The organism is Paragemmobacter amnigenus (genome assembly GCF_009908265.2).
In the GTDB taxonomy this organism is placed as follows: Bacteria; Pseudomonadota; Alphaproteobacteria; order Rhodobacterales; family Rhodobacteraceae; genus Paragemmobacter; species Paragemmobacter amnigenus.
In genome coordinates, this window is the sequence record NZ_JAAATX020000003.1 from 105,471 (window position 1) to 125,284 (window position 19,814).

Below are 19,814 nucleotides of genomic sequence, written 5' to 3' on the forward strand. Positions count from 1 at the left end.
CCAGCGACACCAAAAGGAAAAGGGCCGCCGCATCGCTGCGACGGCCCCCTTCATTCACAGGTGTTCCGATCAATCGCGGCTTTCAACCGTATCGACCAGACCCGCATCCATCTCGGTATCCATCACATCCATCGGCGCGGCAAGAGCGGCGGCCTCTTCGGCCTCCGAACGGCGGGCATCGATGACGTTCTGGTCACGATCCGACGCGATCTTCTTCACGCGGCTCGTCGCGCCACCGGTCCCTGCCGGGATCAGGCGACCGACGATCACGTTCTCCTTCAGACCGACCAGCTTGTCGCGCTTGCCCTGGACCGAAGCCTCGGTCAGCACGCGGGTCGTCTCCTGGAAGGACGCGGCCGAGATGAAGGAACGCGTTTGCAGCGACGCCTTGGTGATCCCCAGCAGCACCGGCTCGGCTTTCGCCTCGCGCAGGCCACGGGCCCGTGCCTTGGCGTTCTCCTCGTCCAGTTCGATCCGCTCCACCTGTTCGCCCTTCAGCAGGGTCGTGTCCCCGCTATCCAGGATTTCAAGCTTCTGCAGCATCTGGCGGACGATCACCTCGATATGCTTGTCGTTGATCTTCACGCCCTGCAGTCGGTACACGTCCTGCACCTCGTCGATCATGTAGTTCGCCAGCGCCTCGACACCCATGATGCGCAGGATGTCATGCGGCGCGGGGTTGCCGTCCATGATGTAGTCGCCCTTTTGCACGAAGTCGCCTTCCTGCACCGGGATGTGCTTGCCCTTCGGGATCATGTACTCGATCGGCGTCAGGGTCTCGTCGACAGGCTCCACCGTGATGCGGCGCTTGTTCTTGTAGTCCTTGCCGAACCGCACATAACCATCCGTTTCCGCGATGATCGCGTGATCCTTCGGACGACGGGCCTCGAACAGTTCCGCCACGCGGGGAAGACCCCCGGTGATGTCCTTGGTCTTGGCGCCTTCGCGCGGGATACGCGCCACCACGTCGCCCGGCCGGACTTCCTGCTGGTCCTCGACCGACAGGATGGCGTCCACCGACATCGGATAGGTGATCGGGTTGCCGTTGTCCGCACGCACCGGTTCGCCCGTCGCCGGGTCCATCACGATGATCTCGGGCTTCAGCTCGTTGCCTTTCGGCGCCGACCGCCAGTCCGACACGATCTTCTGCGTCATGCCGGTCGCTTCGTCCGTCTCTTCCCGGACCGAGATGCCCGAGATCAGGTCGACGAACTTTGCCAGACCCGCCTTTTCCGCGATGATCGGCAGCGTGTAGGGGTCCCATTCGAACAGCTTGGTGCCGCGCTTGACGGACTGCCCTTCCTTCACATGGACCTTCGCACCGTAGGACAGCTTGTGCACCGCACGCTCTGCCCCCGCCTCGTCGATGATGGCCAGAGACATGTTCCGCCCGATCACGATCTGCTCGCCATTGGCGTTGGACAGAAGGTTCGCGTTGCGGAACTCGATCTTGCCTTCCTGCGACGCCTCGAGGAACGACTGCTGGCCGCCCTGCGCGATGCCGCCGATGTGGAAGGTCCGCATCGTCAGCTGCGTGCCGGGTTCACCGATGGACTGGGCGGCGATGATGCCGACCGCTTCCCCGATGTTCACCAGCGTGCCGCGGGCAAGGTCACGGCCATAGCAGGCCGCGCAGACGCCCTCTTCCGCCTCGCAGGTCAGCGGGCTGCGGATACGGCAGGATGCCACGCCCGCCTGGTCGATCGCATCGGCCTTGCGTTCGTCGATCAGCTCGCCCCGCGCCACGATCACCTCGTCCGTGCCCGGAACAAGGATGTCGTCCGCCGCCACACGGCCCAGCACACGCTCGGCCAGCGACTGCACCACTTCCCCGTCATTGACCGCGGCTTCCGCCGTGATCGCCCGTTCGGTGCCGCAGTCGTTGGACCGCACGATGCAGTCCTGCGCCACGTCCACCAGACGGCGGGTGAGGTAACCCGAGTTCGCGGTCTTGAGTGCGGTATCAGCCAGACCCTTCCGCGCACCGTGGGTCGAGTTGAAGTATTCAAGAACGGTCAGACCTTCCTTGAAGTTCGAGATGATGGGCGTTTCGATGATCTCGCCCGACGGCTTGGCCATCAGACCGCGCATCCCGCCCAGCTGCTTCATCTGCGCAGGCGAACCCCGCGCACCGGAGTGCGACATCATATAGACCGAGTTCGGCTCTTTCTCCGCACCCGCATCGTCGAAACGGACCGCCGAGATTTCGGCCATCATCTCGCCCGCGACCTTGTCGGAACACTTCGACCAGGCATCGACGACCTTGTTGTACTTCTCGCCCTGCGTGATCAGGCCGTCCATGTACTGCTGTTCGAATTCCTTCACCTGATCGCGGACCTCGTTCACGATGGTCCACTTGGAATCCGGGATCAGCATGTCGTCCTTGCCGAACGAGATGCCGGCACGGAACGCCTCGCGGAAGCCCAGACCCATGATCTGGTCACAGAAGATGACCGACTCCTTCTGGCCGCAATAACGGTAGACGGTGTCGATGACGTTCTGCACGTCCTTCTTCCGCAGCAGGCGGTTCACCAGTTCGAACGGCGCCTTGGCGTTCAGCGGCAGCAGGTTGCCCAGACGCAGACGGCCGGGGGTCGTCTTGTAGCGCTTCCAGACCTCGTTGCCCTCGTCGTCGATCTGGCGCAGGCGCGCGGTGATCGAGGCATGCAGATGCACCTCGCCCGCGGCCAGCGCATGTTCGACTTCCTCGATATCGGCAAAGATCTTGCCCTCGCCGACCATGCCCTTGCGTTCCATGGTGACGTAGTAAAGGCCCAGAACCATGTCCTGCGACGGAACGATGATCGGCGCGCCGTTGGCGGGCGACAGAACGTTGTTCGTCGACATCATCAACACGCGCGCTTCCAGCTGCGCCTCAAGGCTCAGCGGAACGTGCACGGCCATCTGGTCGCCGTCGAAGTCCGCGTTGAACGCCGAACAGACCAGCGGGTGCAGCTGGATCGCCTTGCCTTCGATCAGGATCGGCTCGAACGCCTGGATCCCCAGACGGTGCAGCGTCGGCGCGCGGTTCAGCAGCACGGGATGTTCGCGGATGACCTCATCGAGGATATCCCAGACCTCCGGACGCTCCTTCTCGACCAGCTTCTTCGCCTGCTTGACGGTGCTGGACAGCCCCTTCGCCTCAAGCCGCGAATAGATGAACGGCTTGAACAGCTCCAGCGCCATCTTCTTCGGCAGGCCGCACTGGTGCAGCTTCAGTTCCGGACCCGTCACGATGACCGAACGGCCCGAGAAGTCCACGCGCTTGCCCAGCAGGTTCTGGCGGAACCGGCCCTGCTTGCCTTTCAGCATGTCGGACAGCGATTTCAGCGGGCGCTTGTTGGTGCCCGTGATCACGCGACCGCGGCGGCCGTTGTCGAACAGCGCGTCCACCGCCTCCTGCAGCATCCGCTTTTCGTTGCGCACGATGATATCGGGCGCACGCAGTTCGATCAGCCGCTTCAGACGGTTGTTCCGGTTGATCACCCGACGGTACAGGTCGTTCAGGTCCGACGTCGCGAACCGGCCACCATCCAGCGGCACCAGCGGGCGCAGTTCCGGCGGGATCACCGGAAGAACGGTCAGGACCATCCACTCCGGCCGGTTGCCCGACTCGAGGAAGGACTCCACGATCTTCAGCCGCTTGATGATCTTCTTCGGCTTCAGCTCGCCCGTGGCTTCCTTCAGCTCCTCGCGCAGCGTCTCGGCCGTCTGGTCCAGATCGATCGCCGCCAGCATCTCGCGGATAGCCTCGGCGCCGATATTGGCGGTGAAGGCGTCGGCGCCATACTGGTCCTGCGCGTCCAGATACTCTTCCTCGGTCATCAGCTGACCATATGTCAGGTCCGTCAGACCGGGTTCGATGACGACATAGTTTTCAAAGTACAGGATGCGTTCCAGATCGCGCAGCGTCATGTCCAGCATCAGGCCGATGCGGGACGGCAGCGACTTCAGGAACCAGATATGCGCGACGGGTGCTGCCAGTTCGATATGGCCCATCCGCTCGCGACGGACCTTCTGCAGCGTCACTTCCACACCGCATTTCTCGCAGACGACGCCGCGATACTTCATGCGCTTGTACTTGCCGCAGAGGCATTCGTAATCCTTGATCGGCCCGAAGATACGGGCGCAGAACAGGCCGTCACGCTCCGGCTTGAACGTGCGGTAGTTGATGGTTTCCGGCTTCTTGATCTCGCCATAGGACCAAGACAGGATGCGCTCCGGCGACGCGAGCGAGATCTTGATCTCGTCGAACGTCTTGATCGGGGCAACCGGATTGAACGGGTTGTTGGTCAGTTCCTGGTTCATTTCAATTCCCTAAGATGAGGGCTGCGGGGAAGGATGCCGGACGGTTGCCCGTCCGGCCGAGGACCGTAGGGCGGGGTTCACCCCGCCATCCGGTCACTCCTCCTCCGCATCCAGGAGTTCCATGTTCAGGCCGAGGCCGCGGACTTCCTTGACGAGCACGTTGAAGCTCTCGGGAACGCCCGCTTCGAAATTGTCCTCGCCCTTGACGATCGACTCGTAGACCTTGGTCCGGCCCGCCACGTCGTCCGACTTCACCGTCAGCATCTCCTGCAGGGTATAGGCGGCGCCATAGGCTTCCAGAGCCCAGACCTCCATCTCCCCCAGACGCTGGCCACCGAACTGCGCCTTCCCGCCCAGCGGCTGCTGGGTAACGAGGCTGTACGGACCCGTCGAACGGGCGTGCAGCTTGTCGTCGACAAGGTGGTGCAGCTTGAGCATGTACTTCACGCCCACCGTGACCTTCCGCGCGAACTGCTCGCCCGTGCGGCCGTCGAAGACCACCGACTGGCCGGACTGGTCGAAACCGGCGCGCTTCAGCGCGTCGTTCACGTCCATCTCCTTGGCCCCGTCAAAGACCGGCGTGGCGATCGGAACGCCACGGGTCACGTAACCCGCACGTTCCACCAGCTCGTCCTCTTCGACGCCCGCAAAGGCCTCGTCATAGGTCTCGTCGCCATAGGCCAGACGCATCGCCTCGCGCACAGGGGTCAGGTCGCCGGAGCGACGGTATTCCTGCAGCGCCTCGTCGATCTTCAGACCCAGACCGCGCGCGGCCCAACCCATGTGGGTTTCAAGGATCTGCCCGACGTTCATCCGCGACGGCACGCCCAGCGGGTTCAGCACGAGGTCGACAGGGGTGCCATCCGCAAGGAAGGGCATGTCCTCCATCGGCACGACCTTCGAGATGACGCCCTTGTTCCCGTGACGACCGGCCATCTTGTCGCCCGGCTGCAGCTTGCGCTTCACCGCGACGAACACCTTGACCATCTTCATCACGCCGGGGGGCAGGTCGTCGCCACGGCGGACCTTTTCGACCTTGTCCTCGAACCGGTGCTCCAGCGCGCGCTTCTGCGCCTCGAACTGGTCGTGCAGGGCCTCGACTTCCTTCGCCTCGGCCTCTTCACCCAGCGCAAGCTGCCACCACTGGCCGCGCGACAGCGTGCCCAGCAGTTCGTCATCGATGGTCGAACCGGCCTTGATGCCCTTCGGGCCCTTCACGGCGGTCTTGCCCATGATCAGCGTCTTGAGGCGCGAATAGATGTTGCGCTCCAGGATCGCCAGCTCGTCGTCGCGGTCGCGCGCCAGACGCTCGACTTCCTCGCGCTCGATCTGCAGCGCGCGTTCGTCCTTGTCGACGCCGTGACGGTTGAAGACCCGCACTTCCACGATCGTGCCATAGGCACCCGGCGGCAGGCGCAGCGAGGTATCCCGCACGTCCGACGCCTTTTCCCCGAAGATCGCGCGCAGAAGCTTCTCTTCCGGCGTCATCGGGCTTTCGCCCTTGGGCGTGATCTTGCCCACCAGAATGTCGCCCGGCTGCACTTCGGCACCGATATAGACGATGCCCGCCTCGTCAAGGTTGCGCAGCGCCTCTTCACCCACGTTCGGGATGTCGCGCGTGATCTCTTCCGGACCCAGCTTCGTATCCCGCGCCGCGACTTCGTATTCCTCGATATGGATCGAGGTGAAGACGTCATCGCGCAGGATGCGCTCGGAAATCAGGATCGAGTCCTCGTAGTTATAGCCGTTCCACGGCATGAAGGCCACGACCACGTTCCGGCCAAGGGCCAGTTCGCCCATGTCGGTGCAGGGACCGTCCGCGATCACCTCGCCACGGCCGACCGTGTCACCCACCTTCACCAGCGGACGCTGGTTGATGCAGGACGACTGGTTCGACCGCTTGAACTTGCGGAGCCGATAGATGTCGACGCCCGGCTCGCCGGGTTCCAGCATCTCGGTCGCCCGCACGACGATACGCGTCGCGTCCACCTGGTCGATCACACCCGCACGGCGGGCCATGATGGCCGCGCCGGAATCGCGCGCAACCACCGCTTCGATCCCCGTGCCCACGAAGGGCGCGTCCGATTGCAGCAGCGGAACCGCCTGACGCTGCATGTTCGACCCCATCAGCGCGCGGTTGGCGTCGTCATTTTCCAGGAACGGAATGAGCGAGGCCGCAACCGACACCAGCTGCTTGGGCGAAACGTCGATCAGGTCGATCGCATCCGGCGGGTTCAGCATGAATTCCCCGGCCTTCCGGCTGGAGATCAGGTCATCCATGAACCGGCCTTCGCCGTCCTGCGTCGCGTTGGCCTGCGCCACGGTGTGACGCATTTCCTCGGTCGCGGACATGTAGACCACGTCGTCGGTCACCTTGCCCTCGATCACCTTGCGGTAGGGGGTTTCGATGAAGCCGTACTTGTTCACCCGCGCAAAGGTGGCAAGGCTGTTGATCAGACCGATGTTCTGGCCTTCCGGCGTTTCGATCGGGCACATCCGGCCATAATGCGTCGGGTGCACGTCGCGCACTTCGAAGCCGGCGCGTTCGCGGGTCAGACCGCCCGGCCCGAGGGCCGACAGACGGCGCTTGTGCGTCACTTCCGACAGCGGGTTGGTCTGGTCCATGAACTGCGACAGCTGGCTGGAGCCGAAGAATTCACGCACCGCCGCCGCCGCAGGCTTCGCGTTGATCAGGTCCTGCGGCATGATCGTGTCGATTTCCACCGACGACATCCGCTCCTTGATAGCGCGCTCCATCCGCAGCAGACCGACGCGATACTGGTTCTCCATCAGCTCGCCCACCGACCGGACGCGGCGGTTGCCGAGGTGGTCGATATCGTCGATCTCGCCCCGCCCGTCGCGCAGGTCGCACAGCGCCTTGATGCAGGCGATGATGTCCTCGCGGTCCAGCGTGCGCTGGGTGTCGGGCTTGCCCAGATCCAGACGCATGTTCATCTTGACCCGGCCCACGGCCGACAGGTCATAGCGTTCCTTGTCGAAGAACAGCGTGTCGAACAGCGTGCTTGCCGCTTCCACAGTCGGCGGCTCGCCCGGACGCATCACGCGGTAGATGTCCATGAGCGCGGTGTCGCGGCCCATGTTCTTGTCCGCGGCCATCGTGTTGCGGATGTAGGGGCCGACATTGACGTTGTCGATGTCCAGCACCGGGATCTCGGTGATGCCCTGATCCAGCAGCAGCTTGACGGTGCCGCCCTTGGCCTCGCCGTCGCGGTCGTATTCCATCGTCAGCTCGTCGCCGGCTTCGACCCAGATCTCGCCGGTTTCCTCGTTGATGATGTCCTTGGCGACATAGCGGCCGATGATGTGGTCGAACGGAACCAGCAGCTCCGTGATCGCGCCGTCATCCTTCCACTTCTTCACCATCCGCGGCGTGGCCTTCTCGCCCGCCTTCAGGATCACCTCGCCCGTCGCGGCATCGACCAGATCATAGGTCGGACGCGTGCCGGACACGCGGTTCGGGAAGAACTTGGTCACCCAGCCCTTGTTCTTCACATGCTTGAAGGTCACGGTGTCGTAATAGGCATCCATGATGCCTTCCTGATCCATGCCGAGCGCATAGAGCAGCGTCGTCACCGGCAGCTTGCGGCGGCGGTCGATGCGCGCAAAGACGATGTCCTTGGCGTCGAATTCGAAGTCCAGCCACGACCCGCGATAGGGAATGATCCGGCAGGTGAACAACAGCTTGCCCGAAGAATGGGTCTTGCCCTTGTCATGGTCGAAGAACACGCCGGGCGACCGGTGCATCTGGGACACGATGACCCGCTCGGTCCCGTTCACGATGAACGTGCCGTTCGACGTCATCAGGGGCATGTCGCCCATGTAGACGTCCTGTTCCTTGATGTCCTTGACGGACCGGGCGCCCGTGGTCTCGTCGACATCGAACACGATCAGGCGCAGCGTCACCTTCAGCGGCGCGGCATAGGTCATGTCGCGCTGCTGGCATTCGTCCACGTCGTACTTCGGCTTCTCCAGCTCGTACTTCACGAACTCCAGAACCGCGGTCTCGTTGAAATCCTTGATCGGGAACACCGACTGGAACGTGCCCTGGATCCCTTCGCCATCCAGCGGCTTGTCCGCATCGCCGGATTTCAGGAACAGGTCATAGGAGGATTTCTGAACCTCGATGAGGTTCGGCATCTCCAGGACTTCGCGGATCTTGCCGTAATAGCGGCGGATGCGTTTCTGGCCAACGTAAGCTTGCGCCATGTGCGTCGTCACCTTTTTCTCGTGTCGCTGGCGCGGGTCCGTCGGGGCCACGGGCGCGCGCCGCTTGCGATAGGGGGTATCAGGTTCCATTCATGCCCTCCGTCCCACCGGAAGGCTCCCGAACCTTGAACCGCGCCTTGAAAGGGGCATCCGCCACAGGGCCAGAATGCCCCTTTCAAGACAGGTTCGGCTGGGCCGGGGAAACCCCGACCCAGCCTCAAACCGATGTCAGGATGCGTCGCGCATCCCGCCCGATTACTTCAGTTCGACCTTGGCGCCAGCCTCTTCGAACTTCTTCTTCATCGCTTCGGCGTCAGCCTTCGAGATGCCTTCCTTGACCTTGCCACCGGCTTCGGTCAGGTCCTTGGCTTCCTTCAGACCCAGACCGGTGATTTCGCGCACGACCTTGATCACGTTGATCTTGTTCGCGCCGGCGTCCGTCAGGACGACGTCGAATTCGGTCTGCTCTTCGGCCGGAGCGGCAGCAGCGGCAGCCGGGCCAGCGGCCATCATGACGGCGCCACCGGCGGCCGGCTCGATGCCGTACTTGTCCTTCAGGATGGTCTTCAGTTCCTGAGCCTGCAGGAGGGTCAGGCCGACGATGTCTTCGGCGAGTTTGTTCAGATCAGCCATTTTGCTCATTCCGTTTTATCAAGATGGGGTCCAACGCAGTGGGGTCAACCACGCGGGTATTCCAAGGATCAGGCCGCGGCCTTTTCCTCGATGGTCGACAGGATGCTTGCGATGTTCGAAGCAGGCGCACCAATCGCACCGGCGATGCTCGACGCGGGCGAACCGATGCACGACACGATCTGAGCGATGAGCTCTTCACGCGACGGCATGGCAGCCACGGCCTTGACACCAGCCTGGTCCAGAACCGTATCGCCCATGGCCCCGCCAAGGATGACGAACTTGTCGTTCGTCTTGGCATAGGCCTCGGTGACCTTGGCCGCAGCCACGGGGTCTTCCGAATAGGCAAGCACGGTCATGCCCGTGAGGAGGTCACCCATCTTGACGCCGGGTTTCCCTTCAAGGGCGATCTTGGCGAGCTTGTTCTTGGCAACGCGAACGGACCCGCCAACGTCGCGCATTTTCGCGCGCAGGTCCTGCATCTGTGCAACCGTCATACCCGTGTAGTGGGCAACCACCACAACGCCAGAGCTTTCGAAGATCTGGCCGAGTTCCTCGACCACTTTCTCTTTCTGGGCTCTATCCACAGTTTCACTCCAAGTGTGGGGGTTTCCCCCCGGCTCATGTTTGCCCCGCAAGCGGGGCGTTCGGGTCCGAATGAAGTCCCGAGGCCAATATCGCCCGAGGGAAAGCCCCCGGTAATTTGTCTCGTTCGCTCATCTCGGGAGGGAAATTAAGCAAGGCATGCGCCCCGCACCCACCGTCTCGGACGAATGCGCACCCGCCCGACGAATCGGGCAATGCACGCAGACTGTGGCTATAGAGACTTCTTCAATGCTTTCCAAGCCATCCTTGTGCCGGAAAGCACGACAAGCCGCCGCGACGGCTTCCCTGCATCTTGGCCCTGTCAGCCGGATGCCTCCTTGGCTTAACCTTGCACCCGCGCCATCAGCTGGTCAACAAATTCGATCAGCCCTGACAGGAGCGGGTCCTTCGCCATTCCCGTATAGCGCAAGGCAAAAGGTTCGGGCGAGATCAACGGGTCCGCCATCACGCGCATCGGGCGGTCGACTGCATAGCTCGCCCCCAGCGTTTGCAGATCGGCAGCCGATGGCAGGCCATCGGCGCGGATCTGATCGGCAAGCTTGAACCACTGCAGCGCCTCTTGCCGGCCACGGCCCCGCAGCTGGATATTCCACGCCCCAAGCAGGGCCTTGCAGGCGATCTGCTGCACCGAACGGACAGGAAAATGCGCCAACCGGATCGCCGGATGGGGCACAAGCTTGATCCCGCGCAACCCGTGGCTGCCTGCGCGCACCGAAACCGGACCCTGCTCTGCAGGCGAAAGAACCGCCTTGGCATAGGCAAAACCCTGCGGCTCGCGGCGACGGGCGTGGGTGATCCGGGTGACGACATTCGGGTCACGCGACCTGTCCTTCGGGGTGGGCACATAGGTTTTCCACGCCATCGAAAAACTTGCCGGACGCTGGGCCAGAACCTCGCGGAACATCTGACGATCGCAGGACAGGAATTCGTCGCCATCCAGAAAGAAGACGAAGCCGGTCCTGTCGCAGTCGGGGCCATTCACGAACTCGTTGATGATGGTGGTCTGCCTGTGGCCCAGCGACGGATCCTCGCGCAGGTCGATGGGCAACCCCTCATTCCGCAGCGCGGTCAGGATCTGCAACGTCCCGTCCGTGCTGCCATTGTCGATGATCGTCATGTAATCCAGATACTGCGCGTTATGGCGCACCATGGCTTCGATGACATCCGCCTCGTTCTTGACCACGCTCACCGAAACACAGCGCATCTCACGCCAACCCGATCATTGCCACGTCCGGCAGCCCGCCGCCGCCCGGCAGAATCGTGTCGTGGCGCGCGGAATTTGTCCACAGGCCGCCGTACGCAGAAAATGAAAAAGGCCGCCCATCCGGGCGGCCAATCTCGGGTCGGAAACGGTTTCCCGCCGATCAGTTCGCCGTGGCCGAGGACAGGTCCACCGACACGCCCGGACCCATGGTCGAGGACAGCGAGACCTTCTTCAGATAGGCGCCCTTGGCACCGGCCGGCTTGGCCTTGTTCACCGCGTCCACGAAGGCGCGGATGTTCTGGGCCAGCTTCTCGGCGTCGAAGGACACCTTGCCCACGCCACCATGGATGACGCCGGCTTTTTCAACCTTGAACTGCACTTCACCGCCCTTCGCCGCTTCGACAGCCGTCTTCACGTCCATCGTCACGGTGCCGACCTTCGGGTTCGGCATCAGGTTGCGCGGGCCAAGGATCTTGCCCAGACGGCCGACCAGCGGCATCAGGTCCGGAGTCGCGATGCAGCGATCGAATTCGATCTTGCCGCCCATGATGGTTTCCATCAGGTCTTCCGCACCGACGATATCCGCACCGGCAGCCTTGGCCTCGTCAGCCTTGGCACCACGGGCGAAGACCGCCACGCGCACGGTCTTGCCCGTGCCGTTCGGCAGTTGCACCACGCCGCGCACCATCTGGTCCGCATGGCGGGGATCGACGCCAAGGTTCATCGCGATCTCGACCGTCTCGTCGAACTTGGCCGAAGCCGCCTTCTTGATCAGGGCCACCGCATCCTCGACCGACACGTTGGTGGCGTTGCCGAAGATTTCCTGCGCTGCACGCGCGCGCTTACCGAGCTTTGCCATGATCTCAGCCCTTCACTTCGATGCCGCAGGACTTCGCCGAGCCGAGGATGATCTGCATCGCAGCTTCCACGGAATTGGCGTTCAGGTCCTTCATCTTCGTCTCGGCGATCTGGCGGATCTGCGCCACGGTCACCGAACCTGCCACCTCGCGGCCCGGCTTGGCCGAACCCTTCGGACGGTTGCGCTTGCCGACATCCGGCAGGCCCGCAGCCTTTTTCAGCAGATAGGACGCAGGCGCCGTCTTCAGCTCGAGGCTGAACGACTTGTCCTGATAGTAGGTGATGACGACCGGCGTGGGCGTGCCCGGCGCGATGTCGGCGGTCTTCGCGTTGAATTCCTTCACGAAGGCCATGATGTTCAGACCGCGCTGACCCAGAGCCGGGCCGACCGGGGGCGACGGGTTGGCCTGCTGGGCCTTCACTTGCAGCTTGAGGCTGCCGATTACTTTCTTGGCCATTGGCCATCTCCTTTGTCACAGCACCACAGGGGGTGCGGTTTAGTGGTCCGGTCCGTCACCCCCTCAGGGGCGCTCGCCTCCCACGCGATGCACGTCAGATGCCCTTGGACACCTGCGTGAATTCCAGTTCGACCGGCGTCGCGCGGCCGAAGATCGACACCGACACCTTCAGGCGGCTGTGGTCCTCGTCGACCTCCTCCACCATCCCGTCAAAGCCCTCGAACGGGCCGTCGGTGACCTTCACCTTCTCGCCGATCTCGAAGCGGATCAGGTTGCGCGGCTGCGCCTCGCCTTCCTCGACGCGGTTCAGGATCGCGTTCACTTCCGCATCCCGCATCGGCATCGGCTTGCCCTGCGGACCAAGGAAGCCCGTCACGCGGTTGATCGACGAGATCAGGTGATAGCCCTTGTTGCTCATCTCCATGCGGACCAGCACATAGCCGGGCATGAAGCGGCGCTCGCTCGTCACCTTCTTGCCGCGCCGGACCTCGATCACCTCTTCGGTCGGCACCATCACCTCGTCGATCTCCTCCTGGAGACCGGCATCGATCACGGCTTGCTTGATCTGCTCGGCCACCTTCTTCTCGAAGTTCGAGAGAACGCTCACCGAATACCAGCGCTTCGCCATGCCTCATCCATCCCGTTCTTCGGGGGCGAACCCCCTGAAATTCCACTGCTTCGGGGAACAAAAAACAGCGCGCAACTCGAATCGCTGCGCGCCGGTGTTCCCTGATCAGGGGCGCAGATACAGGCGCGCCCCAATGAATTCAAGGTAAATCCCGCCTCAGCCCAGGATCGCCCGCAGCCCCGACCGGATCGCCAGATCGACAAGGCTGAAGAAGGTCGCGGTCAGCGCGGCCATGATGAAGACCATGATCGTGGTCAGCACCACCTCGCGCCGCGACGGCCAGACGACCTTGCCGACTTCGGTTCGCACCTGCTGGAGGAAGGTGAAGGGGTTGGTCTTGGCCATGGGTCACGTCCGTGGATTGCGTTGCGGGCGAGATACGCCGGATACCTGCCGATTTCAAGGGAAAGGGCGCATCCGCGCATCCGGCCTGGCAGGGGCAGCAGGACTCGAACCCGCGACCCTCGGTTTTGGAGACCGATGCTCTACCAACTGAGCTATACCCCTAGGCCTGCACGCCGATTACGGCATGGGCCTTGGGGGGTCAAGGGGGCGCGGCGCGATTGCCGCCGGTTTTCCGGACCTGTCCCCGGCACAAAGCAAAACGCGCGGGGTTTCCCCCGCGCGTTCCGCGTCACCCTTGCGGGATCGGATCAGGCGATGATCTTCGAGACGACGCCTGCGCCGACGGTGCGGCCGCCTTCACGGATGGCGAAGCGCAGCTTCTCTTCCATCGCGATCGGGGCGATCAGCGTCACGTTGAACTTCAGGTTGTCGCCCGGCATCACCATCTCGGTGCCTTCCGGCAGCTCCACCGTCCCCGTCACGTCGGTCGTGCGGAAGTAGAACTGCGGACGGTAGTTCGCGAAGAACGGCGTGTGACGGCCGCCTTCTTCCTTGGTCAGGATGTAGGCTTCCGCCTCGAACTTCGTGTGCGGGTTCACCGACTTCGGCTTGCACAGCACCTGGCCGCGCTCCACGCCGTCACGGTCGATGCCGCGCAGCAGGACGCCGACGTTGTCACCGGCTTCCCCACGATCCAGCAGCTTGCGGAACATTTCCACGCCCGTGCAGACCGACTTCTTCGTGTCGCGGATACCCACGATCTCGACTTCGTCGCCGACGTTGATCACGCCACGCTCCACACGACCGGTCACAACCGTGCCGCGGCCCGAGATCGAGAACACGTCTTCGATCGGCATCAGGAAGGGCTGATCCACAGCACGCGCCGGCGTCGGGATGTAGGTGTCGACCGCCGCCATCAGCGCGCGGATCGAGTCTTCCCCGATGTCCTTGCGCTCGCCGATCATGGCCTGGTGGGCCGAGCCCTTGATGATCGGGATATCGTCGCCGGGATAGTCGTACGACGACAGCAGCTCGCGCAGTTCCATCTCGACCAGCTCGAGCAGTTCCTCGTCATCCACGAGGTCGATCTTGTTCATGTAGACGACCATGTAGGGAATGCCCACCTGACGGCCGAGCAGGATGTGCTCGCGCGTCTGCGGCATCGGGCCGTCCGAGGCGGCGCAAACGAGGATCGCCCCGTCCATCTGCGCGGCACCCGTGATCATGTTCTTCACATAGTCGGCGTGGCCGGGGCAGTCGACGTGGGCGTAGTGACGGTTCTCCGTCTCGTATTCCACATGCGCGGTCGAGATCGTGATCCCGCGGGCCCGCTCTTCCGGCGCGCCGTCGATCTGGTCATAGGCGCGGAATTCGCCGAAATACTTCGTGATCGCCGCCGTCAGCGTCGTCTTGCCGTGGTCAACGTGGCCGATCGTGCCGATGTTGACGTGCGGTTTGTTACGTTCAAACTTTGCCTTTGCCATATCTTCGGGCCTTCGGATTGGGGGGCCCGCCGGGCCCTGTGCTACACGGGCGGCGAATTAAGCCGCCCGCAGGGGAAAATCAAGCCGAAAGGGCGCGTTTCACGTCGCGCCGTCACCGCTCAGGGCAGGGACGGTCCGGGGATCGGAACGATGGGCTGCGGCGGGGGCAGCGGCACCGCCTTCGCAGGCTTGGGCGCGGCTGTCGTGGCCGTGGTCGTGGCGGCAGTCGGCGCCGTCACCGCGGCAGGGGCGACCGCCGCACCGGTCGTCTCCGCGGTGGCGGGCACGGGGACCGCCCCGCCGGTCGGGAACCACTCGGGATGCTGGGCCAGCCATGCCTCGACCCGCTTCACCGCATTGTAGGACAGCACTTCCATCTGCTTCTTCTTGGTCCGCGTCAGACCCGACCCGATCACCGTGTCGCCCGACATCCCCTCGAAGACCGTGAACTGCTCGCCCTCGGGGTTCAGCTTCGTCTGCGTCGCGTCGTCCCAGATATTGGCCGTGATCACCAGCACCGACTTGGGCGCCGCCACCACCGGAATGCCGGGCGGGGCCAGCGCATAGCCGTCGACCGAGATGCCGATGTTATACAGCCTGCTGCCCTCGTACCGGCCAAAGCGTGCGGCGACCGCCTCTTTCATCACCGCTTCCCATTCCTCCGCCGATGCCTCGCGCGAGATCGGGACCTTCTGCACATTGTCCGCCACGACGATGTTCAGCCCCAGCGCGAAATCGCCCAGCGGGACGGGCGGTTCCTCCAGATCGTTCCCCGCGCAGGCGGCCAGCATGGACAGACCGGCGAAAAGGGCCACTCGGCGCAGGATCAGCATGGAATCTCCCGTGATGCTCGGCCCGCAGGCCATCACGGAACGGGATAGCGATTGCAGCCCCTGCGCGCAACGGTCGCCCTTTGCCGGTGGCCCCGCCCCGCCTATCTTTGCCCAAAGGAGACCGCCATGCCCCGCGACGCCACCCAAGGAGCCGACCGGACACCGCCCCTCCCCGTCCGCGTTCCCCTCGCGACGGAACCCTTGGGCATTTTCGGCTCGCTCCGTGCGGGACGGCGCAACGTGCTGGAACTGGTCCCCGAGATCGCGACCCACGCCCCCATCATCTCCAACACACGCGGCAAGCGCTGGCACATGGTGATGGACCCCGACGCGCTCCGCCGCATCCTGCGCGACAGGGTCGAGGACTATCCCAAGTCCGACGTCACCAAACTCATGCTCTCCCCCGCCATCGGCCGCTCGCTGTTCATCGCCGAAGGGCAGGACTGGCTCTGGCAGCGACGCACCGCCGCGCCGGTGTTTTCCCACCGCAACGTGTCAAACCTCGCCCCCGTGATGACCGCCGCCGCCGAACGGGCCAGCGCCCGCTTTGCCGCCGCCGCAGGCCGCGCGGCGGATGCCTTCGACGAGATGGTCACCGCCACCTTCGAAGTGATCTCGGATGTCACCTTCTCGGGCGGCGAAGGCTTTGACCGCGATGCCGTCCACCGCGCCATCGACGCCTATATCGGCCAGACCGCCAAGATCTCGCTGCTCGACATCATCGGCGCCCCCGCCTGGGTGCCCCGCCCCGCCCGCCTCGTCGCAGGGCCCGGCATGCGCGACATGAAGCGCATGGCCGATGCCACGATCGACCGCCGCCGCACCGATACCGCCGCCAAGGCCGTGCCCGATCTGCTCGACCTGCTTCTCGCCGGCGAAGACCCCAAATCCGGCCGCAAGATGACGACCGAGGAGCTGCGCGACAACCTCCTCACCTTCATCGTCGCGGGGCATGAAACCACCGCCCTCACCCTGTCATGGGCGCTCTACCTCATGGCCTTCGACCAGACCGTGCAAGACCGCGCGCGGGCCGAGGCGCGGGCCCTCCTCGGCACCCGCGCCGCCACCGCCGCCGACGTGCCCGCACTTCCCTATATCCGCCAGATCGTGGACGAGACGCTCCGCCTCTACCCGCCCGCCGCCTTCCTGTCGCGCACCGCACAGGTCGCGGACGAACTCTGCGGGCGCGAGGTGCGCCGCGGCGACACCGTCATCCTGCCCATCTACGCCCTGCACCGCCACCGCAAGCTCTGGTCCGACCCCGACAGCTTCAACCCCGACCGCTTCGCCCCGGGCCACCGGACCGACCGTTTCGCCTTCCTTCCCTTCGGCGACGGCCCCCGCATCTGCATCGGCGCGAATTTCGCCGTGCAAGAGGCCGTCATCATCCTGTCCACGCTGCTGTCCCGCTTCCGCTTCACCGCAATACCGGGACGCGATCCGCGGCCCGTCATGATCCTGACCCTCCGCCCCGAAGGCGGCGTCTGGCTCCGCGTCGAACCGGCCTGACCCTGCGCTGCTTGACCCTGCGTCAATTTCGCATCGCTCCGCACCGACCTTTTGCATACAATACACTTCCAGGTTGCCAACCGGGAAGCCGCCATTATCTTTACCGTTGAACGGGCACCGGGCCTGCGCCCCCTCCGGCCCGTTCTGGTGCCTTATCGAGTGTTCGTGTGCCGGTGTTGTAACGAGTGAGCGTCCGGAACGGTTTGCTGTTCCGGACGGGTCACAGGCGCCGGACAGCCGGACAGGCACGGACCGGCAGCGCAAAGCGCGCTGAAAAACCCTCCCGCCGGACAGAATTGCATACAAACCGCTAAAACTCCGCCCCCGCGCGCCGTTCCTGCATCTGATGCCGGATCGGGGACGCCCCCCTGTCCGCGCTCGTTCGGTAACGAGTGCTGCGTCCGGAACCCGCGGTTCCGGACGCCCCGTTCCCCTCAGTCGCAGATCCGCTTCAGCGAAAGCCACTCCGCCTCGTCCAGCACGGGCCGGCCCGCCGCGCCGCCAGCCCCGCGCGCCGCCTCGGCCCTGCTGCCGCTGGCCGGATGGGTCGACAGGATCTCGGGCACATCGCCCCCCATCGCCTCGATCCGGTCAAAGAACGCGGCCAGCCCCCCGGTCCCGATCCCTGTCCGCGCCAGAAGGTCAAAGGCAAAGGCATCCGCCGCCGCCTCGGCCTCGCGCGTGTAGGACGCGCTCAGGATATGGTCGCCCAGCACCCCGATCACCGTTCCCCCCGTCACATCTCCGAAAACCAGCGCCAGTATCCCCGCCGACCCCGCCGCACGGAATGCCAACCGCACCGGATCGCGCGCCTCAACATGGCCGATCTCGTGCGCCAGAACCCCCGCCACCTCCTCGGCGCTCTCCGCCTCGTCCAGCAGCCCGCGGACGATGACGATCTGCCCGCCCGGCGCGGCAAAGGCGTTCAGCATGTCATGGTCCAGCACCGACAGCTCGATGTCATAGGCCAGCCCCTGCCCCTCGGTCAGACGCCGTTCCATCTTTTCCAGTGCCGCCAACCCCCGCGCCCCGTCACAGGCCAGCGGCTCCTCTCCCCCCAGCAGGCCTTCGATCTGCGCGACGACCGCCTTGCCGAAGGCCACCTCCTGCTCCGGCGGCAACTGCTCGGCCAGCACGTCGGAAATCCGCGGCAGAAAGCCGAACAGGATCGCCGCCAGCGCCGCCACCGCCAGCACCACGCGGACCGCGATCTTCCGTCCCGTCCCGCGCCGCACATCCCGCCGCGACAGGGCGGGCGCATTGGCCCGCACCCAGCCCGCCAGCGCCCCCTCGGCCAGCACAAGCCGTGCCGGATCATGCGGCAACTCGTCCCCGCCTTCGTCCATAAGGGCAAGGACCAGCCCCTCGCCCTCGATCCGCCGCAACCGCTCCAGCGGCCAAATCTCGCGGCCAAAGCGCAGCGCCCGCCCGTCCGGCGCCACCTCCGCCTCCACCGCCTGCCGCCGCGCGCTTTGCCCGTCGAACCAGACCGCTGCCTCGGCCGCGGGCAACATCAGAACGCCCCCCCGATATCCAATGCATCGGCAAAACCTTCCGCATCCGCCCCGCCATCGGCCCCGCGCTGCCGCACCGCCTCCAGCGCGCCTGCACCCGTCACTGTGACGCTCCCGATGAAATGCCCGAGGATCGGCTGGCTGATGAACACAAGGCCCAGCGCGCCGAACACCGTCAGCAACAGCAGATAGGACGCCGCCCCCAGAACCGCGACTTCCACCTGCACCAGCTGCGAGGCGCTCTCGATCCCTGCCAGCATCGTCCCCAAGGGCGCAAAGATCATGGCCGAGGCAAGCCCGCCCAGAAGACCCGCGATGAAGGCCCCCTTGATGTACAGCCAGATCACCGTGCCCGTCGCGGGCATGGCGCGAAACCCGACCCCGCCGTCCAGCATCTTGTGCGACATCAGATAGGCAAAGGCCCGCACGCGGTAGACGACGAACCCGATCGCCGCCCAGACCAGCCCTGCGATGACCAGAAACACCGGAAATCCCCCGCCCCCCGCGATGCCCAGCGCCGCCCCCGCCAGACAGAGGACGATCCCCGCCACCACATGCCCATAGGCAGGATAGAGCCCCCTCCAGCTTCCCCCCTGCCGGAACCGCGACGTCCCGTACCATGTCCGCTCTGTCATGAAGGCCTCCAGCCGGAAGGTCATCAGCGGCCAGAGCAGCCCCAGCGACAGCACCACCAGCAGCAGATACCCCATCGCGCGCAGCGTATAGGCCCCCGCCGCATTCTCCATGGCAAGGCGGATGCCGCGAAAGCGCGTCCGCGCCAGCTTGTAGCGGCGCGACCTGTAGGCGGCAAAGACCATCAGCGGCAGCACGGCGACAAAGGAAAGCAGGATCGAAATGCCCTGCGCGAATTCCTCCAGCCGGTTCTGCGGATCAAGGACAAACCGGATGCCCACCGCGAACAGCACAAGCTGCACCACCGCCAGATAGATGGCCAGCACCACCACCGACAGCAGAAAGCCCAGAAACATCTCCAGACCGGTGCCCGTGAACTCGAACCCGTCCCCGTCCAGCCGCACCTTGGACCAGACATGCCGCCGGATGCGCGCCTTGCCCCAGAAACGATAGACGCCCAGCGTCAACAGCCCCAGCACACCCGTGCCCAGCGCCAGCGGAAACAGCTTTGCAGGATCACCCAGATAGCCGACCTTGGCCTCGCCCTCGTGACCCATGCAAAACCGTCCCCGACATC

The 19,814-nt window shown here is 64.6% G+C and carries 14 protein-coding genes and 1 tRNA gene; 1 reads left to right on the forward strand and 14 read right to left on the reverse strand.

Features of this window, described 5'->3' with window-relative positions; translation table 11 throughout:
• Positions 1-69 precede the first annotated feature (69 nt).
• The 12 genes from rpoC to GU927_RS04915 form a co-directional block, all read right to left on the reverse strand.
• Entirely contained in the window at positions 70-4,308 is a 4,239-nt protein-coding gene (gene rpoC, locus GU927_RS04860) for a DNA-directed RNA polymerase subunit beta' (protein ID WP_161761231.1), read from the reverse strand.
• A gap of 93 nt (positions 4,309-4,401) precedes the next feature.
• Positions 4,402-8,535, reverse strand: a complete 4,134-nt coding sequence (gene rpoB, locus GU927_RS04865) for a DNA-directed RNA polymerase subunit beta (protein WP_161761450.1) — start codon at positions 8,533-8,535, stop codon at positions 4,402-4,404.
• A 255-nt stretch (positions 8,536-8,790) separates the two neighbouring features.
• Positions 8,791-9,168 carry a 50S ribosomal protein L7/L12 gene (rplL, locus tag GU927_RS04870; RefSeq protein ID WP_161761232.1) on the reverse strand — a complete coding sequence of 126 codons (378 nt, stop codon included), beginning with the start codon at positions 9,166-9,168 and terminating at the stop codon, positions 8,791-8,793.
• A gap of 68 nt (positions 9,169-9,236) precedes the next feature.
• Positions 9,237-9,752: a 50S ribosomal protein L10 gene (gene rplJ / locus GU927_RS04875; protein ID WP_161761233.1), complete on the reverse strand. Its 516-nt coding sequence runs from the start codon at positions 9,750-9,752 to the stop codon at positions 9,237-9,239.
• Positions 9,753-10,093: 341 nt separating this feature from the next.
• Entirely contained in the window at positions 10,094-10,975 is an 882-nt protein-coding gene (locus GU927_RS04880; RefSeq protein ID WP_161761234.1) for a glycosyltransferase family 2 protein, read from the reverse strand.
• Positions 10,976-11,135: 160 nt separating this feature from the next.
• Positions 11,136-11,834 (reverse strand): 50S ribosomal protein L1, encoded by a 699-nt coding sequence (rplA, locus tag GU927_RS04885; protein WP_161761235.1) that lies wholly within the window; start codon positions 11,832-11,834, stop codon positions 11,136-11,138.
• Positions 11,835-11,838: 4 nt separating this feature from the next.
• Positions 11,839-12,291, reverse strand: coding sequence for a 50S ribosomal protein L11 (rplK, locus tag GU927_RS04890; RefSeq protein ID WP_161761236.1), 453 nt, complete (start codon positions 12,289-12,291; stop codon positions 11,839-11,841).
• A gap of 94 nt (positions 12,292-12,385) precedes the next feature.
• Positions 12,386-12,919: a transcription termination/antitermination protein NusG gene (gene nusG / locus GU927_RS04895; RefSeq protein ID WP_161761237.1), complete on the reverse strand. Its 534-nt coding sequence runs from the start codon at positions 12,917-12,919 to the stop codon at positions 12,386-12,388.
• 156 nt (positions 12,920-13,075) lie between these two features.
• On the reverse strand, positions 13,076-13,264 hold the full coding sequence (gene secE, locus GU927_RS04900; protein ID WP_161761238.1) for a preprotein translocase subunit SecE: 189 nt from the start codon (positions 13,262-13,264) through the stop codon (positions 13,076-13,078).
• Between the two features lie 86 nt (positions 13,265-13,350).
• Positions 13,351-13,426, reverse strand: a tRNA-Trp gene (locus GU927_RS04905).
• 146 nt (positions 13,427-13,572) lie between these two features.
• On the reverse strand, positions 13,573-14,748 hold the full coding sequence (gene tuf / locus GU927_RS04910; protein ID WP_161761227.1) for an elongation factor Tu: 1,176 nt from the start codon (positions 14,746-14,748) through the stop codon (positions 13,573-13,575).
• Between the two features lie 119 nt (positions 14,749-14,867).
• A complete protein-coding gene (locus tag GU927_RS04915; protein ID WP_394357659.1) occupies positions 14,868-15,578 on the reverse strand; it encodes a hypothetical protein in 711 nt (236 codons plus the stop codon).
• 129 nt (positions 15,579-15,707) lie between these two features.
• Here GU927_RS04915 and GU927_RS04920 point away from each other — a divergent pair, with 129 nt between their 5' ends.
• Positions 15,708-17,090, forward strand: a complete 1,383-nt coding sequence (locus GU927_RS04920; RefSeq protein ID WP_161761239.1) for a cytochrome P450 — start codon at positions 15,708-15,710, stop codon at positions 17,088-17,090.
• 434 nt (positions 17,091-17,524) lie between these two features.
• Here GU927_RS04920 and GU927_RS04925 read toward each other — a convergent pair whose 3' ends face one another.
• Both GU927_RS04925 and GU927_RS04930 read right to left on the reverse strand, forming a co-directional pair.
• Positions 17,525-18,604: a M48 family metallopeptidase gene (locus tag GU927_RS04925; protein WP_161761240.1), complete on the reverse strand. Its 1,080-nt coding sequence runs from the start codon at positions 18,602-18,604 to the stop codon at positions 17,525-17,527.
• On the reverse strand, positions 18,604-19,794 hold the full coding sequence (locus GU927_RS04930; protein WP_161761241.1) for a DUF898 family protein: 1,191 nt from the start codon (positions 19,792-19,794) through the stop codon (positions 18,604-18,606). Before GU927_RS04930 ends, GU927_RS04925 begins: the two co-directional genes overlap by 1 nt.
• Between the last annotated feature and the right edge of the window lie 20 nt (positions 19,795-19,814).

What these genes read in the sequence shown, in the direction of transcription:
- rpoC (WP_161761231.1), bottom strand. Translation starts at nt 4,308, where the DNA reads ATGAACCAGGAACTGACCAACAACCCGTTCAATCCGGTTGCCCCGATC.
- rpoB (WP_161761450.1), bottom strand. Translation starts at nt 8,535, where the DNA reads ATGGCGCAAGCTTACGTTGGCCAGAAACGCATCCGCCGCTATTACGGC.
- rplL (WP_161761232.1), bottom strand. Translation starts at nt 9,168, where the DNA reads ATGGCTGATCTGAACAAACTCGCCGAAGACATCGTCGGCCTGACCCTC.
- GU927_RS04880 (WP_161761234.1), bottom strand. Translation starts at nt 10,975, where the DNA reads ATGCGCTGTGTTTCGGTGAGCGTGGTCAAGAACGAGGCGGATGTCATC.
- rplA (WP_161761235.1), bottom strand. Translation starts at nt 11,834, where the DNA reads ATGGCAAAGCTCGGTAAGCGCGCGCGTGCAGCGCAGGAAATCTTCGGC.
- rplK (WP_161761236.1), bottom strand. Translation starts at nt 12,291, where the DNA reads ATGGCCAAGAAAGTAATCGGCAGCCTCAAGCTGCAAGTGAAGGCCCAG.
- nusG (WP_161761237.1), bottom strand. Translation starts at nt 12,919, where the DNA reads ATGGCGAAGCGCTGGTATTCGGTGAGCGTTCTCTCGAACTTCGAGAAG.
- secE (WP_161761238.1), bottom strand. Translation starts at nt 13,264, where the DNA reads ATGGCCAAGACCAACCCCTTCACCTTCCTCCAGCAGGTGCGAACCGAA.
- tuf (WP_161761227.1), bottom strand. Translation starts at nt 14,748, where the DNA reads ATGGCAAAGGCAAAGTTTGAACGTAACAAACCGCACGTCAACATCGGC.
- GU927_RS04920 (WP_161761239.1), top strand. Translation starts at nt 15,708, where the DNA reads ATGCCCCGCGACGCCACCCAAGGAGCCGACCGGACACCGCCCCTCCCC.
- GU927_RS04925 (WP_161761240.1), bottom strand. Translation starts at nt 18,604, where the DNA reads ATGTTGCCCGCGGCCGAGGCAGCGGTCTGGTTCGACGGGCAAAGCGCG.
- GU927_RS04930 (WP_161761241.1), bottom strand. Translation starts at nt 19,794, where the DNA reads ATGGGTCACGAGGGCGAGGCCAAGGTCGGCTATCTGGGTGATCCTGCA.